The sequence below is a fragment of the Lachnoclostridium sp. An131 genome (assembly GCF_002160825.1).
Lineage (GTDB): Bacteria > Bacillota > Clostridia > Lachnospirales > Lachnospiraceae > Laedolimicola.
The window spans coordinates 60,913-80,524 of sequence record NZ_NFLI01000006.1 but is presented as its reverse complement, the minus strand read 5'-3'; the positions used below and the strand labels follow the sequence as shown (position 1 = coordinate 80,524).

General features: G+C 51.6%; 19 protein-coding genes. 16 read left to right on the top strand and 3 right to left on the bottom strand.

The genetic code is table 11. The annotated features are described in order from the left end of the window. The first annotated feature begins 3 nt into the window (after window positions 1-3). From fmt to B5E77_RS06185, 12 genes are all read left to right on the top strand, one after another. Window positions 4-957 carry a methionyl-tRNA formyltransferase gene (gene fmt, locus B5E77_RS06240; protein WP_087164517.1) on the top strand — a complete coding sequence of 318 codons (954 nt, stop codon included), beginning with the start codon at window positions 4-6 and terminating at the stop codon, window positions 955-957. Window positions 958-1,034: 77 nt separating this feature from the next. After that, window positions 1,035-1,742 carry a zinc metallopeptidase gene (locus tag B5E77_RS06235; RefSeq protein ID WP_087164516.1) on the top strand — a complete coding sequence of 236 codons (708 nt, stop codon included), beginning with the start codon at window positions 1,035-1,037 and terminating at the stop codon, window positions 1,740-1,742. Further along, a complete protein-coding gene (gene rsmB / locus B5E77_RS06230) occupies window positions 1,735-3,126 on the top strand; it encodes a 16S rRNA (cytosine(967)-C(5))-methyltransferase RsmB (protein ID WP_087164515.1) in 1,392 nt (463 codons plus the stop codon). The genes B5E77_RS06235 and rsmB overlap by 8 nt, the downstream gene beginning before the upstream one ends. A 6-nt stretch (window positions 3,127-3,132) precedes the next feature. Further along, window positions 3,133-4,185, top strand: coding sequence for a 23S rRNA (adenine(2503)-C(2))-methyltransferase RlmN (gene rlmN, locus B5E77_RS06225; protein WP_087164514.1), 1,053 nt, complete (start codon window positions 3,133-3,135; stop codon window positions 4,183-4,185). Between the two features lie 78 nt (window positions 4,186-4,263). Further along, entirely contained in the window at window positions 4,264-4,989 is a 726-nt protein-coding gene (locus tag B5E77_RS06220) for a Stp1/IreP family PP2C-type Ser/Thr phosphatase (RefSeq protein ID WP_087164620.1), read from the top strand. Window positions 4,990-5,061: 72 nt separating this feature from the next. Beyond that, complete coding sequence (gene pknB / locus B5E77_RS06215) at window positions 5,062-7,506, top strand: Stk1 family PASTA domain-containing Ser/Thr kinase (RefSeq protein ID WP_087164513.1); 2,445 nt, start codon at window positions 5,062-5,064, stop codon at window positions 7,504-7,506. A 12-nt stretch (window positions 7,507-7,518) separates the two neighbouring features. Further along, window positions 7,519-8,397, top strand: a complete 879-nt coding sequence (rsgA, locus tag B5E77_RS06210; protein ID WP_087164512.1) for a ribosome small subunit-dependent GTPase A — start codon at window positions 7,519-7,521, stop codon at window positions 8,395-8,397. A 1-nt stretch (window position 8,398) separates the two neighbouring features. Next, window positions 8,399-9,055, top strand: a complete 657-nt coding sequence (gene rpe / locus B5E77_RS06205) for a ribulose-phosphate 3-epimerase (RefSeq protein WP_087164511.1) — start codon at window positions 8,399-8,401, stop codon at window positions 9,053-9,055. Then, window positions 9,052-9,705 (top strand): thiamine diphosphokinase, encoded by a 654-nt coding sequence (locus B5E77_RS06200; RefSeq protein ID WP_087164510.1) that lies wholly within the window; start codon window positions 9,052-9,054, stop codon window positions 9,703-9,705. The genes rpe and B5E77_RS06200 overlap by 4 nt, the downstream gene beginning before the upstream one ends. 342 nt (window positions 9,706-10,047) lie before the next feature. After that, on the top strand, window positions 10,048-10,275 hold the full coding sequence (locus B5E77_RS06195) for an HPr family phosphocarrier protein (RefSeq protein WP_087164509.1): 228 nt from the start codon (window positions 10,048-10,050) through the stop codon (window positions 10,273-10,275). A 482-nt stretch (window positions 10,276-10,757) separates the two neighbouring features. Further along, a complete protein-coding gene (tyrS, locus tag B5E77_RS06190) occupies window positions 10,758-11,987 on the top strand; it encodes a tyrosine--tRNA ligase (RefSeq protein ID WP_087164619.1) in 1,230 nt (409 codons plus the stop codon). An 82-nt stretch (window positions 11,988-12,069) separates the two neighbouring features. Beyond that, window positions 12,070-13,158, top strand: coding sequence for an S-methyl thiohydantoin desulfurase domain-containing protein (locus B5E77_RS06185; protein ID WP_087164508.1), 1,089 nt, complete (start codon window positions 12,070-12,072; stop codon window positions 13,156-13,158). Between the two features lie 343 nt (window positions 13,159-13,501). On the opposite strand, the gene B5E77_RS06180 is transcribed toward B5E77_RS06185, so the two are convergent. Genes B5E77_RS06180 through B5E77_RS06170 form a run of 3 tightly spaced genes read right to left on the bottom strand, consistent with a single transcriptional unit; the run spans window position 13,502 to window position 15,998 of the window. After that, the gene (locus tag B5E77_RS06180; protein WP_087164507.1) at window positions 13,502-13,771 is read right to left on the bottom strand and encodes a DUF6092 family protein; all 270 of its coding nucleotides are present in this window, start codon (window positions 13,769-13,771) and stop codon (window positions 13,502-13,504) included. Further along, window positions 13,768-14,295 carry a nitroreductase family protein gene (locus B5E77_RS06175; RefSeq protein ID WP_087164506.1) on the bottom strand — a complete coding sequence of 176 codons (528 nt, stop codon included), beginning with the start codon at window positions 14,293-14,295 and terminating at the stop codon, window positions 13,768-13,770. Before B5E77_RS06175 ends, B5E77_RS06180 begins: the two co-directional genes overlap by 4 nt. 14 nt (window positions 14,296-14,309) lie before the next feature. Beyond that, window positions 14,310-15,998: an OPT/YSL family transporter gene (locus B5E77_RS06170; RefSeq protein ID WP_087164505.1), complete on the bottom strand. Its 1,689-nt coding sequence runs from the start codon at window positions 15,996-15,998 to the stop codon at window positions 14,310-14,312. Window positions 15,999-16,250: 252 nt separating this feature from the next. Here B5E77_RS06170 and B5E77_RS06165 point away from each other — a divergent pair, with 252 nt between their 5' ends. The 4 genes from B5E77_RS06165 (at window position 16,251) to B5E77_RS06150 (ending at window position 19,601) form a co-directional block, all read left to right on the top strand. Continuing rightward, a complete protein-coding gene (locus B5E77_RS06165; RefSeq protein ID WP_087164504.1) occupies window positions 16,251-17,195 on the top strand; it encodes a DUF1177 domain-containing protein in 945 nt (314 codons plus the stop codon). Window positions 17,196-17,207: 12 nt separating this feature from the next. Next, window positions 17,208-17,882 carry an AroM family protein gene (locus tag B5E77_RS06160; RefSeq protein WP_087164503.1) on the top strand — a complete coding sequence of 225 codons (675 nt, stop codon included), beginning with the start codon at window positions 17,208-17,210 and terminating at the stop codon, window positions 17,880-17,882. A 10-nt stretch (window positions 17,883-17,892) separates the two neighbouring features. Then, the gene (locus tag B5E77_RS06155; protein ID WP_087164502.1) at window positions 17,893-18,834 is read left to right on the top strand and encodes an aminopeptidase; all 942 of its coding nucleotides are present in this window, start codon (window positions 17,893-17,895) and stop codon (window positions 18,832-18,834) included. Between the two features lie 104 nt (window positions 18,835-18,938). Next, the gene (locus B5E77_RS06150; protein WP_087164501.1) at window positions 18,939-19,601 is read left to right on the top strand and encodes an aspartate/glutamate racemase family protein; all 663 of its coding nucleotides are present in this window, start codon (window positions 18,939-18,941) and stop codon (window positions 19,599-19,601) included. The last annotated feature ends 11 nt before the right edge of the window (window positions 19,602-19,612 follow it).

Sequence of the window (19,612 nt, the reverse complement as noted above, 5' to 3'; positions counted from 1 at the left end):
AATATGAAGCTGATTTTTATGGGAACGCCGGATTTTTCGGTGGGAACCCTGGAGGCGCTGATCGGGGCGGGGCATGAGATTACTCTGGTGGTTTCGCAGCCGGATAAGCCGAAAGGGCGGGGCCATGAGCTGGCGCCGACCCCGGTAAAGGAAGTGGCTCTGAAGCATGGCCTGAAGGTTTTTCAGCCGAAGAAGCTCCGGGATCCGGAGACGGTAAAGGTGCTGGAGAATACACCGGCAGATGCGATTGTCGTGATTGCGTTTGGGCAGATTGTGCCGCCGGAGATTCTTCATATGAAGAAATACGGCTGCATCAATGTTCACGGCTCTCTGCTTCCGAAATACCGCGGAGCGGCTCCGATTCAGTGGGCGGTCATCGACGGTGAAAAGGAAAGCGGCGTGACGATCATGCAGATGGATGAAGGCCTGGATACCGGCGACATGCTGCTGAAGGGCTCTGTGCCTTTGGACGAAAAAGAAACCAGCGGAAGCCTGTTTGATAAGCTGTCTGCTCTCGGGGCGTCATTGTGTGTCGAAGCCCTGGAAAAGCTGGAAAAGGGAGAGCTGAAGCCGGAAAAGCAGGGTGAGACCACGACGGAGTATGCGAGGATGCTCACGAAGGAGATGGGAGAGCTGGATTTTTCGAAGGATGCAGCTGTATTGGAGCGGCTGATCCGAGGACTGAATCCCTGGCCCAGCGCCTATACGAGGCTTGGAGATAAGACTCTGAAGATTTGGTCCGCGGATGTGTGTGGGAGAGAGGACCAGGGAGCGGCCTGCGGGGAGATCACGAAGGTGGAAAAGGATGCTTTTTACGTGGCCTGCGGAAAAGGAAGCTTAAAGGTGACAGAGCTTCAGCTTCAGGGGAAAAAGAGAATGGACACGGCGGCCTTCCTTCGGGGATATCACCTGGAGTCAGGCGTAAGGCTTGGCCAGGCGCCGGAGCAGGAAAGGTGAAACGGTACACAAAAAAACAACACAGAGGCAGAAGCTGCGGGCGGCAGTTCTGCATAAAAGCAAGGAGATGACGTTTTATGCCATATGGTTACTATTATGGGATGTTCGATCCGACTTATATTCTGATTCTGATCGGTGTAATTATTTCACTGTGGGCTTCCGCAAAGGTAAAGACGACGTATTCAAAATACAGCCGTGTGCGCAGCATGTCCGGGATGACAGGAGCTCAGACTGCGGAGCGGATTCTGAATTCCGCAGGAATTTTTGATGTGCGGATTGAGCGTGTGGCCGGAAACCTGACCGATCATTACGATCCGAAGAACCGGGTGCTCCGCCTGTCGGATTCCGTATATGGTTCCACTTCCGTGGCGGCCATCGGCGTAGCGGCCCACGAGTGTGGTCATGCGGTTCAGGATCAGAAGGATTATGCGCCTTTACGCATTCGCAATTCCCTGGTGCCGGTGGCAAACTTCGGGACTGCGGCGGCCTGGCCGATTATCATTGTAGGACTGATTTTTGGAACAAGCAGCTTTCTGATTAATCTGGGAATCCTGCTGTTTTCCCTGGGCGTACTGTTTCAGCTGGTGACGCTGCCGGTGGAATTTGACGCGTCCAACAGAGCGGTTCAGATGCTGGGAAGCCAGGGCATTCTCTATGGAGACGAGGTAAGGCAGACCAGGAAGGTCTTAAACGCTGCAGCTATGACCTATGTAGCAGCGGCGGCAGCTTCTATTCTGTCTCTGCTCCGTCTGATAATTCTCTTCGGAGGAAGGGATCGTGACTAAGGGGACAGACATCCGGGAGCTGGCCCTGGGAATCCTGCTGGAGGTATCAGAAGGCTCGGAATACAGTCATATCGCGCTCCGCAATGTGCTGGAAAAATATCAGTATCTGGAGAAGCAGGAACGCTCTTTTCTGACAAGGCTGGTGGAAGGAACCCTGGAACGGCGGATCTGGCTCGATTATGTCATTGACCAGTTTTCCAGTGTAAAGGTCAGAAAGCAGAAGCCTGTGATACGGGAGATTCTGCGCCTGTCTGTATATCAGCTGCGATTCATGGACAGTGTGCCGGATTCGGCGGTCTGCAATGAGGCTGTGAAGCTGGCACAGAAAAAAGGGTTTCGCCAGCTGAAAGGGTTTGTAAATGGAGTGCTGCGCAATATCGCGAGACATCTGCCGGAAATTGTGTATCCTCCGGAGAATCAGCCTGTTCCGTATCTGTCGGTCCGCTATTCCACGCCGGAATGGATTGTAGAGGATTGGCTGAAACAATACGGAAGAGAGCTGGCAGAGCGGATTCTGGCAGCTTTTTATGAAGAGCGCCCGGCGACGATCCGGGTAAACCAGAGCCGTATTACGCCGGATGCGCTGGCGGAGCGGCTTGAGAAAAGAGGCATTGCCGTAAAGAAAGCGCCCTATCTGTCCTGTGCGCTTCAGATAGAAGGCTATGATTATCTGGCAGCCCTGCCGGAATTTCAGGAAGGCCTGTTTCAGGTGCAGGACGTAAGCTCCATGCTGGCTGTAGAAGCGGCAGGCGTAAAGCCGGGGGATTCCTGCATGGACGTGTGCGCGGCGCCCGGAGGGAAGAGCCTTTTTCTGGCTGAGAAGACCGGGCCAAAGGGACAGGTGGACGCCAGGGATCTGACAGGATACAAAGCAGCGCTGATCCGGGATAATGCAGGACGCCTGGGAGCAGAAAATATAACGGTATCAGTCCGGGACGCCTGTGTGCCGGATCCGGGCTCAGAAGAGAAGGCAGACGTACTGATTGCGGATCTGCCGTGCTCCGGTCTGGGCGTGCTGGGGAAAAAGACAGATTTGAAATACAGAATGAGCCGGGAGCAGCAGGAGGAGCTTGCAGCTCTGCAGCGGAAAATGCTGGATACAGTACAGGCCTATGTAAAACCAGGCGGTACGCTGCTTTACAGCACCTGTACGATCAGCAGCGCAGAGAATGAAGAAAATGTCCGCTGGTTTCTGGAACGCTATCCCTATGAGGCAGAGTCTCTGGAAAACTGCTTGCCGAAAGAGCTTGCGGAACAGTCCTCGGGAGTGTCAGGAGAGTCTCCGGAGGAGATGCTGCGCAGGGGATATCTGCAGCTTCTGCCGGGAGTGCACGCCTGCGACGGTTTCTTTATTGCAAAATTCAGAAAGAAAATGAAACAGTAAATCGTTATGGAAGATAGAGACATCAAATCTCTTACAAGGGAAGAGCTGCGGGAAGCGCTTCTTGCCCGGGGAGAGAAAGCCTTTCGCGCCGATCAGGTCTACAGCTGGATGCACGAACGTCTGGCTTCCGGCTTCTGTGAGATGACGAATCTCTCAAAGGCTTTAAGGGAAGCGCTGGAAGAGGAATATGATTATACAAATCTGGAGATCGTAGAAGTACAGCGGTCACGGCTGGACGGTACCTGCAAGTATCTGTTCCGCCTGGCGGACGGAAATGTGATAGAGAGCGTTCTGATGCGCTATCATCACGGGAACTCTGTATGTATTTCGTCGCAGGCAGGCTGCCGGATGGGCTGCCGCTTCTGTGCGTCCACAATCGGCGGGCTTGTGAGAAACCTGAAAGCGTCGGAGATGCTGGATCAGATTTACCGGATCCAGAAGGACACCGGAGAACGGGTGTCCAATGTGGTGGTCATGGGAACCGGGGAGCCTCTGGATAATTATGAGAATCTGCTGCGGTTTATCCGGATTCTTTCGGAGGAGCATGGGCTTCATATCAGCCAGCGCAATATCACCGTATCGACCTGCGGAATCGCGCCCCGGATCCGGGAGCTGGCGGATGAGGATTTGTCGATTACTCTGGCCCTCTCTCTGCATGCAGCCACGCAGGAAAAGCGGGAGGAGCTGATGCCGATTGCCCGGAAATACCAGCTTCCCGAGGTTCTGGAGGCCTGCGCCTATTATTTTAAGAAGACGGGGCGGAGACTGACCTTTGAATACAGCCTGGTAGGAGGAGTGAACGATCATCCTGAGGACGCCAGGCGTCTGGCAGAGCTTGCAAGGCCTGTTCACAGCCATGTAAACCTGATTCCGGTGAACCCAGTGACCGAGCGGAGCTTTGTGCAGCCGGACAAAAAAGTTATCGGCAATTTCAAAAAGGAACTTGAAAAATACGGAATTAATGTTACTATTAGAAGAGAAATGGGCCGGGATATCGACGGTGCGTGCGGGCAGCTGCGCAGGAGATATCTGGATGGCGCGGAGAACGCGCCAAATTAAGGAAATCCCTTTCAGGGATACCTGTATGGCGTGAAAAGCACGCCAGATCAAGGAAATCAGGGAAGGAGGAGACGAATGCTGAAAGCCTGGGGCATAAAAGATGTAGGCCGGTGCCGGAAAATCAATCAGGATTATATCTTTGTATCAGAAAAGCCTGTAGGAAATCTGCCAAATCTGTTTCTTGTGGCAGATGGAATGGGCGGTCATAAGGCAGGCGATCTGGCCTCCGAGTATACAGTTTCGCGGGTCTGCGAAGCAGTCACAAAAAGTATGCAGAAGATTCCATTCCAGATTTTAAAGGGCGCATTTCAGTATGCAAATCAGAAGCTGATTGAGAAAGCAGGGGAATCTCCGGCTTACACAGGCATGGGGACCACGCTGGTGGCCGTCACGGTAAAGGACGATGGCGCCGTATATGTGGCGAATGTAGGAGACAGCCGTCTGTATAAGATTGGTAAAAAAATTGAACAAATCACAGAGGATCATTCTCTGGTGGAAGAGATGGTCCGCATGGGAGAGATTTCAAAAGAGGAAGCCAGGAATCATCCCGAGAGAAATATTATTACAAGGGCGATCGGAGTATCTGAGACGGTAGAGCCGGATTATTTCGATACAAAGCTTGAAAAGGGCGAATGCCTGCTGCTGTGTTCAGACGGGCTGAGCAATATGATAGAGGATGCACAGATCCAGGAGATTCTGGAGCGGAGAGCAGATCTCCAATCCGGGGCCAAGGAGCTGGTGGAGATGGCAAACCGAAACGGTGGAAAGGATAATATTTCCGTCGTTCTGGTTGAACGGGCATAGAGAGACGGAAGAAGAGCCGTTTGGCCAGCTATCGTGTGAATAAAACAGAATCAGGGATGATGAGGTGTAAAAATGGTTAGAATCGGAATGTTTTTAGGAGACCGCTATGAAATTCTGGAGAAGATAGGAACCGGAGGCATGGCAGAGGTCTTTAAGGGAAAGGATCACAAGCTGAACCGCTTTGTGGCTGTGAAGGTGCTGAAGGATGAATTTGCGGAAGATAAAAATTTCGTCCGTAAGTTCAAGGAAGAGGCGCAGGCAGCAGCGGCTCTGGCGCATCCGAATATCGTGAATGTTTATGACGTAGGTGACGAGCAGAATATCAACTACATTGTCATGGAGCTGGTGGAAGGCATCACGCTGAAGACCTATATCGAGAAGAAGGGCAGGCTGACAGTCAAAGAGGCTACCAGCATCGCTATTCAGGTGGCCTCCGGCCTGGAGGTTGCGCACAACAATCAGATTGTGCATCGGGACATCAAGCCTCAGAATATCATTATTTCCCGTGAGGGCAAGGTGAAGGTGACGGATTTTGGAATTGCGAAATCTGTTTCCTCTAATACGAATACAGCGGATACAATGGGGTCCGTTCATTATACGTCTCCTGAGCAGGCCAGGGGTGGATACAGCGATGCCAGAAGTGATATCTATTCTCTGGGAATCGTGATGTATGAGATGGTGACAGGGCGCGTGCCTTTTGACGGGGAGACGACCGTGGTCGTGGCTGTGAAGCACCTGCAGGAGGATATCGTATCCCCGCGCGTCTATGCGTCTGACGTTCCTGTAAGCCTGGAGCATATTATTCTGAAATGTACGGAAAAAAGTGCGGACCGCCGCTATCAGAACGTGACGGAGCTTGTTGCGGATCTGAAGCAGTCTCTGCTGACGCCTGATGTAAATTTTGTCAAGGACATCGTTCCGGACGGGGCAAAGACTGTGGCAATCACCAGAGACGAAATTTCGAAAATCAAAAAGGAGACGGGAAGAATCCCGCAGAGTGAGGATGACGCTGAATCCCGTTATGCATATCTGGATCGTCTGAATGAAGAAAACGAGGATGACGAAGATTACGATGACGACGATGAAGATTATGACGACGAAGATTACGATGATGAAGATTACGATGAGGATGAATACGACGAGGATGACGACGAAGATTCTGAGGATGACGAGGATGACGACGGAGGAGTCCTTGATCCAAAGCTGGAAAAGATCATGATGATCGGCGGCATTGCGGCTGCGGTGATTATCGTAATTATTGTGATTGTGATTCTTGTTCAGATTTTTGGAGGCGGTTCCGGAAGCAGCAACAATAAGGAAAATGAGGTAGAGATCGAGGATGTCAAAGAAGAAAAGGTAAAGGTTCCGAAGCTTCTGGGCAAGAGCTATTCTGAGGCCAAGGAGGAGCTGAACGCGCTGGGCCTGGGGATCAAGCTGGGGGAAACCCGCTCTTCTGACGAATATGAGGCAGGCCAGATCATTGAGCAGAGTGAGGATGCAGGAACAGAGGTAGATGTGAATACTACCATTGTAGTTGATATCTGCGGCGACGGTTCTCAGGTAGAGGTGCCGGAGGATCTGGAAGGAAAAACCCGGACACAGGTAGAGAATGCGCTGAAAGCTCTGGGACTCAGTGTGGATATTACGGAGGAATTCAGCGATACCGTCGATAAGGGCTATGTCATTTCTACCTCGCCTAAAGCTGGTAGCAAGGTGGACAAGGGCGGCATCGTCCAGGTTGTGGTGAGCAAGGGCAGCGAAGAGGATGCCATGGTGGCGGTTCCTGACCTGAGAAACCGCAGCGAGTCTACAGCAAAGCAGCTTTTGAGCTCAGCGGGACTGAGCTCCGGCAGTGTGACGCAGGAATACAGCGATACAGTGGAGGAAGGAAACATCATTTCACAGAGTCCTTCTGCTGGAAGCCAGGTAGAGAAGGGAACGAGCGTCAGCTACGTAGTCAGCAGGGGAAAGGAGAATACAGACGTATATATCGGAAATGCCATGAAGGACGGCAGTAGCGAAAGCGCAGTGACTGCTTATCTGACTGGAAAGGGACTGAAGGTATCCCGTTCTGAGGAATACAGTGATACGGTGGCGGCTGGAGACGTCATTTCTTATAATCCAGGCAACGGCAGTACGGTAGCGGCCGGCAGTACGGTGAATATCGTGGTCAGCAGGGGACCGAAGCCGGTGGAGACGGTTGCTATTCCGGGAGTTATGGGACTGACCGAAAAAGAGGCGATGCAAAAGCTGTCGGCAGCAGGCTTTGGCACCAGTGTGAATACGGCATACAGCTCAGCTTCTGAAAAGGGAAAGGTGATAGCCCAGGACACAGGATCGGCAAAGCCGGGAAGCCTGGTTAATATCACAGTGAGCCTTGGACAGAATCCGGATACCTGCAATCATACGCCGGACGCGAGTGGCACGTGTACGATATGTGGAAAGACGGGGCTGGCCACAGAACCCTCCACACCGTCTGACGGAACTGGCTCTGGTTCAGAACAGCCTACAGCCTGAGAGTAAAGGCTCATGCAGGGAAAGATTATAAAAGGGATTGCCGGATTCTACTATGTTCACGCAGGAGAATCCGGCATCTATGAATGTAAGGCAAAGGGAATTTTCCGAAATCAGAAAATAAAGCCTCTTGTGGGAGACAACGTAAGGATGACTGTTCTGGATGAGCAGGACAAGGAAGGAAATATCGAGAAAATCCTTTCCAGGAAGAACGAGCTGATCCGGCCGGCAGTGGCGAATGTGGATCAGGCGCTTGTCATCTTTGCGGCAGCAAAGCCGAGGCCAAACTTTAATCTGCTGGACCGGTTTCTGATATTGATGCAGTATCAGGATGTCCCGGCAGTGCTCTGCTTTAACAAGCAGGACATTGTGACGGAGCAGGAGCTTCAGCTGCTGAAGGATACTTACATAAGCGCCGGGTATGAGGTGCATTTTACCAGTGCCAAAGAGCAAAGCGGGATAGATGAGATCCGAAGGATCCTGAAGGGCAAGACTACGGCGGTGGCAGGTCCCTCCGGGGTCGGAAAATCATCCTTGATCAATCTTTTGTCCCCGGAGGCGTCGATGGAGACTGGAGATATCAGCAGAAAGATAGAAAGAGGGCGTCATACTACCCGCCATTCAGAGCTTTTTGCCCTGGATGAGGACAGCTACATCTGCGACACACCGGGCTTCAGCTCCATTTATCTGCCTGATATGGAGAAGGAAGAGCTGGGAAGCTATTTTCCGGAATTTGCGGAGTATGAAGAAGACTGCCGCTTTCAAGGCTGCGCTCATATTCATGAGCCGGACTGCGCAGTGCAGAAGGCCCTTGCGGAGGGACGGATCAGCCCGATACGGTATGAGAACTATAAGCTTCTATATAATGAACTGAAAGAAAAGAGGAGGTATTGACATGAATAAGCTGGCACCATCAATTCTTGCAGCAGATTTTGCGGCGCTTGGTGAAGAGGTAAAACGGGTGGAAAATGCCGGAGCCCAGTATCTTCACATTGACGTGATGGACGGAAGCTTCGTGCCCAGTCTGTCTCTGGGGTTTCCGGTGATTGAAGCTATCCGAAAAAATTCTGTCATGGTATTTGACGTCCATCTGATGATCAACGATCCGGATCGCTATATCCAGGCCTTTGTGGATGCGGGCGCGGATATTATCACTGTGCACGCAGAGGCCTGTACACATTTGAACCGGACCGTCGCGGCCATCAGGGAGACGGGGGTGAAGGCAGGCGTGGCCCTGAATCCGGCTACACCGCTGACAGAGCTGGATTATATCCTTGAGGATGTGGATATGGTTCTTTTGATGACAGTAAATCCGGGCTTCGGCGGACAGAAGTATATTGAGAGCTGTACGCGCAAGATTCGTGAGCTTCGGAAGATGATTGACGAGCGCGGTCTGGAGACAGATATCGAAGTGGACGGAGGCATCAAGCTGAACAATGTAAAAACAGTTCTGGATGCAGGGGCAAATATTATCGTGGCAGGATCTGCAGTCTTTTCCGGCGATGCAAAAAAGAATGTGCAGGACTTCCTGAAGGCTTTAGGTGAAGCATGAGAACATTGATTGTAAGCGGGGGCAGAATCGACAGAGATTTTGCCCTGTCCTTTTTAAAACAACAGAGCTTTGAGCGGATCATCGGCGTAGACAACGGACTGCGCTTTCTTTTTGACAACAGGATAGAACCGACTCATGTGGTAGGGGATTTTGACACGGCGGCGCCGGAGCTGGTGGATTATTACCGTTGCCGGAAGGATATCGAGGTGCGGACCTTCAATCCGGTGAAGGATTCCACGGATACCCAGATTGCCATAGAGCTGGCTTTGGATCTTGGAAGCGCGGAGATAGCGATTCTGGGAGGCACCGGAAGCCGCATTGATCATGTGCTGGGAAATATTCAGAGTATGATGCTGGCAAAAAAGAAAGGCGTGCTCTGCGAACTGCTGGATGAAAAAAACAGAATCCGTCTGATTGACGGAGAGACTGTGATTTTGAAGGAAGAGCAGTATGGAGATTATGTGTCCCTGATTCCGTTGACTACGGAGGTCACTGGCGTCGATCTGATTGGATTTAAATATCCCCTGACAGATCATACGTTTACCAGCACAGGAAGCGCGGGCTTTGGCGTCAGCAATGAAATTGTGGAGGAGAAAGCGCTGATCCGGATAAAGTCCGGCATTTTTATTCTGATCGAGGCCAGAGATTAAAAGAAGCATCTGCTTGAAAGGAGCAGGCAGGTTTGTCAACGAATTAGAAAAATAGACGTAAATACGCAAAGTATTTACGTTTTTTATACTCATGGGAGATACAGAAATTTCCATGTACTGATAAATTTGAGCCTTTTTCAGAGCGCATGGCATGAAAAATTGTATGAAACCCATAAATGCAGTTCAAAATATTCATGGGAATGGACGAATCAGAATGGATTGACAAAAGATGGGCGGGCTGTCATAATAGCCTGCGTGACGGAAATTGTAGAAGCCGTCTTTGATTTATATGGAAACATCCACAATAACAGTATATTTTTAACCTTTAAGGAGTGTATGTAAATGCAGGAAAGAAAGATTAAACTGAATGCTGCTGAAGACGTGAAAGAATTTGTGCGCGGCGCGAGCCAGTGTGACTTTGACGTGGATATCTGCTATAATCGGATTATGATTGATGCAAAGTCTCTGCTGGGCGTGCTGAGCATGGACCTGAACCGGGAATTGACTGTGAAATGCCATGGCGAAGATCAGGAGTTTGACCGTGTGCTGTCCAAATTTGCAGTAGCTTAAGCAGAAATCGAGATAGGAAGACAGGATGGATAGCCGGGGCTTGACAAATATTTTCCCAGCCGATATAATGAACCCAGATTTATATAAATCCAACATACCAGAAAGGCTTTGACGGGAACAAGTAGAGCTTAAGGAGAGCCGTACAGAAAGCAGCCGGAGGATGAGAGGCGCACGGAGTACTTCAGCTTGAATACCTCCCTGAGCTGCGCACCCAAAGCAGGAGTCTTCGGACGGCGAGTAGGCTGCGACGTAAGAGACGAACGTTACAGCGTCAGGGTATTCGGCTGTTCGGATACCGACAGAGGCAGCTGTCGTGAGGCAGCTGTGAAGTAAGGTGGTAACACGGGAGAATGTACACTCTCGTCCTTTCAGTGAAAGGGCGGGAGTTTTTTTTACAGGAAGCGCGCTGCTTCCCGCGGGAGCATTCAGACTCATCGCCCTGTACAAATACGGAAAAGAAAACCAAAGGAGAGAAAAGAACAATGAAAATCTATGATGAACTGACAGCCCGCGGCCTGATTGCCCAGGTGACGGACGAAAAGGAGATCCGGGAACTGATTGACAACGGAAAGGCGACCTTCTACATTGGATTTGACCCGACTGCGGATTCCCTTCATGTGGGCCATTTCATGGCCCTGTGCCTGATGAAGCGCCTGCAGGAGGCTGGCAACCGGCCCATCGCCCTGCTGGGAGGCGGAACAGGAATGGTGGGAGATCCTTCCGGACGTTCCGATATGCGTCAGATGATGACGGTGGAGACTATCCAGCACAACTGCGACTGCTTCAAAAAGCAGATGAGCCGTTTCATCGATTTTTCAGAAGGCAAGGCTCTGATGGTAAACAACGCGGACTGGCTGCTGAATCTGAACTATGTGGATTTCCTGCGTGAGATAGGTCCCCATTTCTCTGTAAACAGGATGCTGACCGCAGAGTGCTACAAGCAGAGAATGGAGAAGGGCTTAAGCTTCCTGGAATTCAACTACATGCTGATGCAGAGCTATGACTTCTACGAGCTGTACTTAAGATACGGCTGCAATATGCAGTTTGGCGGAGACGACCAGTGGAGCAATATGCTGGGCGGTACGGAACTGATCCGCCGGAAGCTGGGCAAGGACGCCTACGCTATGACCATCACTCTGCTTCTGAATTCTGAGGGAAAGAAGATGGGCAAGACCCAGTCCGGCGCCGTGTGGCTTGATCCGGACAAGACCTCACCGTTTGATTTTTACCAGTACTGGAGAAATATCGCGGACGCTGACGTACTGAAATGCCTGCGGATGCTGACCTTCCTGCCTCTGGAGCAGATCGATGAGATGGACAAATGGGAAGGAAGCCAGCTGAACCGCGCGAAGGAGATTCTGGCCTATGAGCTGACGGCTCTGGTTCACGGCGAGGATGAGGCGAAAAAGGCTGAGGGAGCGGCCAAGGCCCTTTTTGTCAGCGGAGGCAAGACGGACGATATGCCGACGACAGCGGTTCCGAAGGCTGATATGGAGGCAGGAAAAGACATTCTCTCCCTTCTGGTGGAGACGAAGCTTGCGCCTACCCGTTCTGAGGCCAGACGCCTGGTGCAGCAGGGCGGCGTAACGGTTAATGACGTGAAAGTGACGGATGTGTATAAGACCTTTACGGCAGACGATCTGGATGAAGACGGAGCTCTGATTATCCGTAAGGGCAAAAAGGTATATCATAAAGTAAAGTGTGAGGATTAATGCCGGTGCAGCAGGGAGCGGAACGCTTCTTGCTGCATTGCGCAGAAAAATAGAAAATAAAAGCAGATGGAGGGTTAGTTCTATGATGAAAATGACGAAAGAAAACTGTATGCAGGCTCTCTATGGAGGTCTTTTCCTCGGAGGAGGCGGAGGAGGAAGCCTTCAGATGGGAATTGACGCCATGGAGGAAGCCTTCCGCCATACAGACGCGATCACGCTGATGTCCGTGGATGAACTGAAGCCAGAGGATATCATTGTGAATGTGTCTATGGTGGGCGCGCCTTCCGCGAAGGATACCTGCTGTACGGTAGAGCACTGGAAGACCGTATTAAAGAACTTTGAGAATGCCAGCGGAACTTCGATTGCCGGCTTTACTTCCTGTGAAAACGGCGGTGTATCCACCTCGAACGGCTGGGTGATATCCGCTCTGACAGGAGTTCCTGTCATTGACGCTCCCAGCAACGGACGGGCACATCCCTCAGGACCTATGGGCAGCATCGGCCTGAATGCCATTCCGGATTACAAGACTGTTCAGGCGGCGTGCGGAGGCAAGGGAGACAAGTATGTGGAGACAATCACAAAGGGAACCATGAATGCCACCTCCCATATGATCCGCCAGACAGCTGTGGCTTCCGGCGGCCTGTGCTGCGTACTGCGCAATCCTGTCACAGCAGAGTACACGAAAACCCACGCGGCTGTGGGGGCCATTTCCCAGGCAATGGATATCGGAAAAGCCTACATGGAGAACAAAGATAATGTGGAAGGGTTTCTGGCATTCCTGCAGAAGAACTATGAAGCTCAGGTCATCTGCCGGGGCGTGACCAGCGGGTACAATCTCTGCATGGACGGCGGCTATGATGTGGGCGAGGTTCATATCAAGGATGGCGGCAGTGATTATGAGCTGACTTATTGGAACGAGTATATGACTCTGGAAAAGAACGGAGAGCGTGTGGGAACCTTCCCGGATCTGCTCTGCACCCTTGACGCGAAGACAGGTCTGGCTTTATCCAGCGCGGAGATCGGAGACAATATGGACGTGATTATTGTGAAGATCCCGAAGGAAAAGCTGCTTCTGGGCGCAGGTATGCATCAGAGAGTACTGTTTGAGGAAGCGGAAGCGGTGATTGGCAAGAAGCTGGTATCCTATGACGAGGGACTGTTTGAGGATTAAGCGGAAGAGTCTTTCGGGAGAGAAGAGAAATCCTGTCAGGCAGGAGATATCGGAAAAATCAGAAAACAGAAAAGGGAGTGTCGCAAAATCATCAATAACAGATGATTGAGCGGCACTTCCGCTCGTTACATTCAAAAATCCGGCGCCTTCTCTGTTTTCAGAGTAGGACACCGGATTTTTGCCGTACTTTAATAAGACCTTTCGGATTTCCTGTTTTTAGGCATAAAAAGGGAGCCGTTGCTCCATAGATGATTTCTCATCTATTTTGCAACGCCCCCTGGTCTTATGCGCCGGCCGGCGCACGTTTCTTATTCAATTTTTTTGTGTAAATTCAGATAAAACCTCAGACCATATCTACCAGCTTTGCAGCCGCATCCTGGAGCATCTGATAGAAGCCTTCCTCATCGGATGTGGTTTTCTGCTTTCCGGTCTCAATGATTTCCCGGAGTTCTTTCAGATCCGGATTATCCGGATCTTCCTTCAGCATCAGGCTGCACAGGCGCTCGGATGCTTCAATCATGCGGAGAGGCCCGTAGATTTTCGGCTCGCCTTTCAGGCCTGCGGCACTGGTAATCATGTAAACAAGCAGTTCAAAATAATCTTCCTGTCTCATACTTCCTCCTGCCATGCGTTGAAATGAAGGATTTCCTCCATCGGACGAAGCCGTCTGGGCCTGGGTTCTCCTTCCGGATAGCCCAGGGAAATCAGAAGTTCAATCCGGTAATTCTCCGGAAGCTTTAAGAGCTTTCGGACTACCGCGTCATTGTAGGACTTGATGGCACAGGTGCCGAGTCCCAGGTCTGCGGCTTTCAGCATGATGTTTTCCGCAGCCATGGCGGCGTCCATGATGCAGCCGTAGCGTTCGGAATTGGGAGAACCGTGTACTGCGGCGTATCCCATATCAGAACAGATGGCCAGGATGACCGGCGGATGGCCGCTTAAGCCCGGGCTGAAAAGGTCTACCTTTTTCACCAGCTCCGGATCTGTCAGAAAGAAAAACTGCCAGGCCTGAAGGTTGCTGGCGCTGGGCGCCAGGCGTCCTGCCCGGGCCAGCTCCAGCAGAAGTTCTTCAGAAACCGGTTTGGAACTGAAGTTTCGAATGCTCCGTCTTTTTTCCAGAGCTTCCGAGATAGTCATATCTGTTTCCCTCTTTATGAATCGCTTCTGTTAAACAATCCAAGCGTAGCGGTGAAGAAACTGCACAGAGCAGCTCCGGCCAGAGCGCCTGCGCCCAGAATATTCAGGGTCTGCTCATGCTCAGCGTTGCGCTTCAGCAGGATGTGGCGGATTAGAAGACCAATCAGAATGGTGACGCCGTTCATGGTGGTTCCTACCAGAAGACCGGTAGCGAACAGGATACCGATCTGACGCTCGCCGCCGATCAGCTGAATGATTGCGCCCGGGATAGCCCAGATAAAGAGCCATTTTGCGATTTCAGCATTGGTTCCCGCGTCAATGGTAGCAGCAAAGGTGGCACTTACAGGAGCAAAAAGTCCCTGATCGAAGTAGCGGTTTGCCATAAAGATGACGATAATCAGAGCAACGGCGAAGGAGAAAATGTTCGCGCGGTACTGCTGTTTTCTTCCTTCCATCTCCAGCTCCGGATCTACGCCTGAACCTCTTAAGATGTAACCGGACTTCAGGTCATAAGCCATATCTGAGAAGGCGGGACCGGTAGCGGAAGTGTAGCCTACCATCAGAGCCAGCGGAATCGGCGGGAAGCCGATCAGCATACCTACCAGCAGGAAGATCAGAGCGGTAGCGAATCCCGGGAACCAGCCGGAATGCATAGCGGAAATTCCTACGATCAGCTCAGACGCGATAGCAGCAAAGGCTGTGTAAATCAGCCAGATGATCAGCTTGACCGGAGACATATCGGTAAGGATACCGCATCCGAGAGCCAGGATAAAAGCTCCGATCAGATACACGCCGTAGCCGCCCACAAGAGTCTTCTTTAAGCTGTTCATGCTGCGGGTATATTTTCTTCCGGTAGCGGAAGTATCGGTGCCATTCTTGCCTTTTTTCATCAGCATGACTGCGCACTGAATCAGGGAGACGGCGCCTGCGCCGATCATAACGCCGTGGGGCATGTAGGTGATCATGGCGCTGGAAGAAAAGCCTTCCGGGAAAATGCCTGAGAACAGAGACGCGCTGTGGCCGAACAGGGACAGAACGAATCCATTGTCATTGATCACGCCGATGACGATAGAACCTACGCCCAGAGCCAGCATGGCAAAGAAATCGCCGAACCAGGATACGCCCAGCAGGTCCGTGGGAATTCCGGCAAGCTTGCCGACCCAGCCGATTACAATACCGACAATCATAAGGAAAGCTTTCTTTCCTTTTTCTACTACAGCCAGGATGGACTCGGCAGAAGCTACTCCCGGCGGCCATGCGCCGTCAGCCGGGAACATTTCAGAGTCAAAGCTGCGGTAAAGGATTGTGGCATCGATGACAGTGGCGATAAATACGCCGATCAGCATCGGAAATACCAGATCCGGGCGTCCCATAACCACCGGAATACCAATGGGCAGAAGCAGGCAGTTGGCCGCGGAAAAAGTTGCGCCCGAGATAGAGGTAGCAATCAGATTCTGACGGTGCACGCTGCGGAACTTCTGACAGAATGCGACGGGAATCCGGGACAGAACGATGGCGAACAAAGCTCCGATGATAGAGGTGTTCGGCGTCACGCCTGTACGGACGATGAGCTCAAGACCGATGATGGCTCCCAGAGCACACATAATAATATTCAATATCAGTGTAGGGCCTTCAAATGCCTTGGGGTGTTCGGAAGCAGGAATGATTAATTCCTTTGGCACTTCGTACTTGGGTTTCTCCATAAACTCACACTCCTTTTAAAAAATAACTTCGCTCAATTTTCTCATTAAAATTAAGAAATGTCAAATAAAAATGAAAGAATCTAAAGAATTTATAAAAAAACGAAAAAAATTTCATTAAATTTTACATATTATTACAGGAATGAAGCGGCAGACCGCCTTTCCGTATCCGGGGAAAGAAATGTCAAAAAATTCGTTGCGTATTCAGAATAAAAGACTTATAATCAAAAAAAACGATATAGGAGGTAGATCATTATGCTGATTAAACAGATTATGGAAGTGTTTGACGTGCTGGACAGCAGTACGGTGACGGGTAAATCCGTGGAGGAATATCTCCGCAGTATTAAGGCTGATGCCAATATCGAAGTCTATGCTCTGAAAGGTCCCAAGGGAGAAAGCACAGATATGGTTAAAGTGCGCATCCCCGGAACAAAAGGAAAGATGTCAGGCGGAGAAGCGCCCACCATCGGCCTTCTGGGACGTCTCGGCGGTATCGGCGCGCGTCCGGAGATGATTGGCTTCGTATCAGACGGTGACGGAGCCCTGGCTGCAATCGCTATCGCTGCGAAGCTGCTGGATATGCAGAATAAGGGAGATTATCTGGAGGGCGACGTATTTATTTCCACACAGATCTGCCCCCATGCGCCCACAGCGCCCCATAAGCCGGTTCCCTTCATGGGATCTCCGGTAGAGATGTCACAGGTGAACAGAGAAGAGGTATCTCCGGATCTGGACGCTATCCTGTCTGTGGATACCACAAAGGGCAACCGGGTAATCAATACGAGGGGCTTCGCCATTTCCCCGACTGTAAAGGAAGGATGGATCTTACGTACCTCTGAGGATCTGCTGGAGAAGATGCAGATCACCACGGGACGTCTTCCCTATGTATTCCCGCTGACCATGCAGGATATTACTCCATATGGAAATGACGTATATCATCTGAACAGTGTTCTGCAGCCCTGTACGGCTACGGACGCTCCGGTGGTAGGCGTGGCAATCACCGCGGAAGTGATGGTTCCGGGCTGCGCGACAGGAGCGACCCATTTTGCGGATGTGGAAGAGGCTGCCCGTTTCATGCTGGAGGTAGCCAAGGACTTCGGCAGGGGCGAACTGAAATTCTACGATGAGGAAGAGTATGCGCGTCTTCAGAAGCTGTATGGCTCCATGAAGCATCTGCAGACACTGGGCAAAGAAGACTAAGGAGGGAATGCCATGAAAATCGGAGCGATTACCATCGGACAGGCTCCCAGAACAGATGTGACGGCAGATATCATGCGGCTTTTTGACGGCAAAGTAGAGCTTCTCCAGAGAGGAGGACTGGACGGGCTGACAAAGGAAGAGATCGCCCGTTTCGCTCCTGAGGAAGGGGATTACGTTCTGGTTTCCCGCCTGACGGACGGTTCTTCCGTGACCTTTGCGGAGCGCCACATTCTGCCGAGGCTTCAGGAATGCATTCATGAGCTGGAGGACGAAGGCGTACGCCTGATTATGTTTTTCTGTACCGGAGATTTTCCGGACAGCCTTACTTCCAAGGTCCCCCTGGTGTATCCCTGCCACATCCTGAACCGCGTGGCTCCTCTGCTTACCAAGAAATCCAGCATCATTACGATTACGCCGTCTCCGCTTCAGGTGGAGCAGTGTGAGAAGAAATGGTCTCAGTTCGTGGATCATGTAAAGGCAGTGCCTGCCTCACCCTATGGGGACTGGGAGACACTTGAAAAAGCCGCCCGCCAGGTAAAGGATATGGACGGCGACCTGGTAATTCTGGACTGTATCGGATTTACCCAGGAGATGAAAAATATGTTTGCCAGAGAGACCGGAAAGCTGGTGGTTCTGCCGAGGACCCTGCTGGCCCGCGTGATCTCTGAGCTGACAGACGTGGAATAGGAGACGGAACATGGATTTAGTAACGATTTCTGAAAATGTGTTAAGAGACTGCCTGGGCGCGAAAGCCGGGGAAGAGGTCTTTATCGTCACGGATGACACAAGAGTTTCTATCGCGCAGGCCCTGTACGAGGGCGCGAAGAATCTGGGCTGCGAGGCCATGCTGACCGTGATGAAAGAGCGGGAGCTCAACGGCGAAGAGCCGCCGAAGGCGATTGCGGAAGCCATGAAAGCGGCGGATATCGTGATCTGCCCCACAGCCAAGTCCCTGACCCATACCAATGCTAGAATTCAGGCAGTGGCGGCGGGCACCAGAGTGGCTACCATGCCGGGCATCACGGAGGAGATGTTCTCCCAGGGAGCCATGACGGCAGATTACAGCGCTGTGGAAAAGCTGACTGCAAAGATTACAGAGATGCTGACGGAATGCAAGACAGCCAGAATCGAAAAGGACGGCTGCGTGCTGACTCTGGATCTGGAAGGACGCAAAGGAATTCCCAGCCCCGGTGTATACAGGGAAGCCGGACAGAGCGGAAACCTGCCTTCCGGCGAGGCTTATATCGCGCCCCTGGAGGACGGCGTCAATGGTGAGATGATCATTGACGGTTCCATGGTGGGCATCGGCAAGCTGGATGCTCCGCTGAAGGTCACCATCCGGGGCGGAAAGCTTCAGAAGATCGAGGGCGATAAGGACGGAAAACTGGATGTCCTCCTGGCCAATGAGCGCAACGCCACGGTAGGCGAGCTGGGTATCGGCACAAATGAGGCCGCCATTCTGAACGGCATTATTCTGGAAGATGAAAAGGTGTACGGAACCGTGCATATCGCTTTCGGAACCAATACCTCTTTCGGAGGCACCAATAAGGCGGACTGCCATATGGATGGAATTATCCTTGAGCCGACGCTGTATTTTGATGACAAACTGATTATTGATAAGGGAAAATTTGTGGTTTAAGATTTTCCGTGCGCGGCAGCAGAAGGTATCGGCATAGAAGGGCTGCGTATAGATTACATGGAATATTGTGTATAAGGAATAAGGAATAAGGAAGGAAATAGATCATGGATAAAAAATTTACTGTGGGAGTCATCCGTGTTCTGACCTCTGACGATCCGGAATTTGTGGGTATGCATGGGCGGTTTATCGAGGAGCATTATCCCGGAATCCGCTGTGTTTCCAAATGTATTCCGGATCAGCCGGAAGGAATTCACAGCCATGAACTGGAGCGGATTGCGGTGCCAAAGGTTGTGGAGACGGCAAAATCCTTTGAAGATGTGGATATGATTATTGTCAGCTGCGCTGATGATCCGGGTGTGCCAGAGGTGCGTAAGGCGCTTCCCGGCATTCCGGTAACAGGAGGCGGAGAGACCACAGCAGCGCTGGCGCTCCGTTACGGGGAAAAGATCGCGGTTCTGGGAATTGTGGATTATGCTCCCAAGGCCTACCTGCGGATGATTCCGCCGGAAAAACTGGTGGCTGTGGGAAGACCCGAGGGAGTAAACAGCACACTCGATCTGATGACGCCGGAAGGAAGAGAATCCTGTTTCCGGAAAGCGAGGGAGCTGAAAGAAATGGGCGCGGAGGTAATTGCTCTTGGCTGCACAGGTCTGGCAACCATCGGCATCGCCCGGGATCTGGAGAAGGATCTGGGAATTCCGGTGATCGACCCGGTTCTGGCGGAGGGGCTCTTTGCCTATTTTGAAGCTGTGCGCAGGCAGGGCTGAGCGGTATTTCA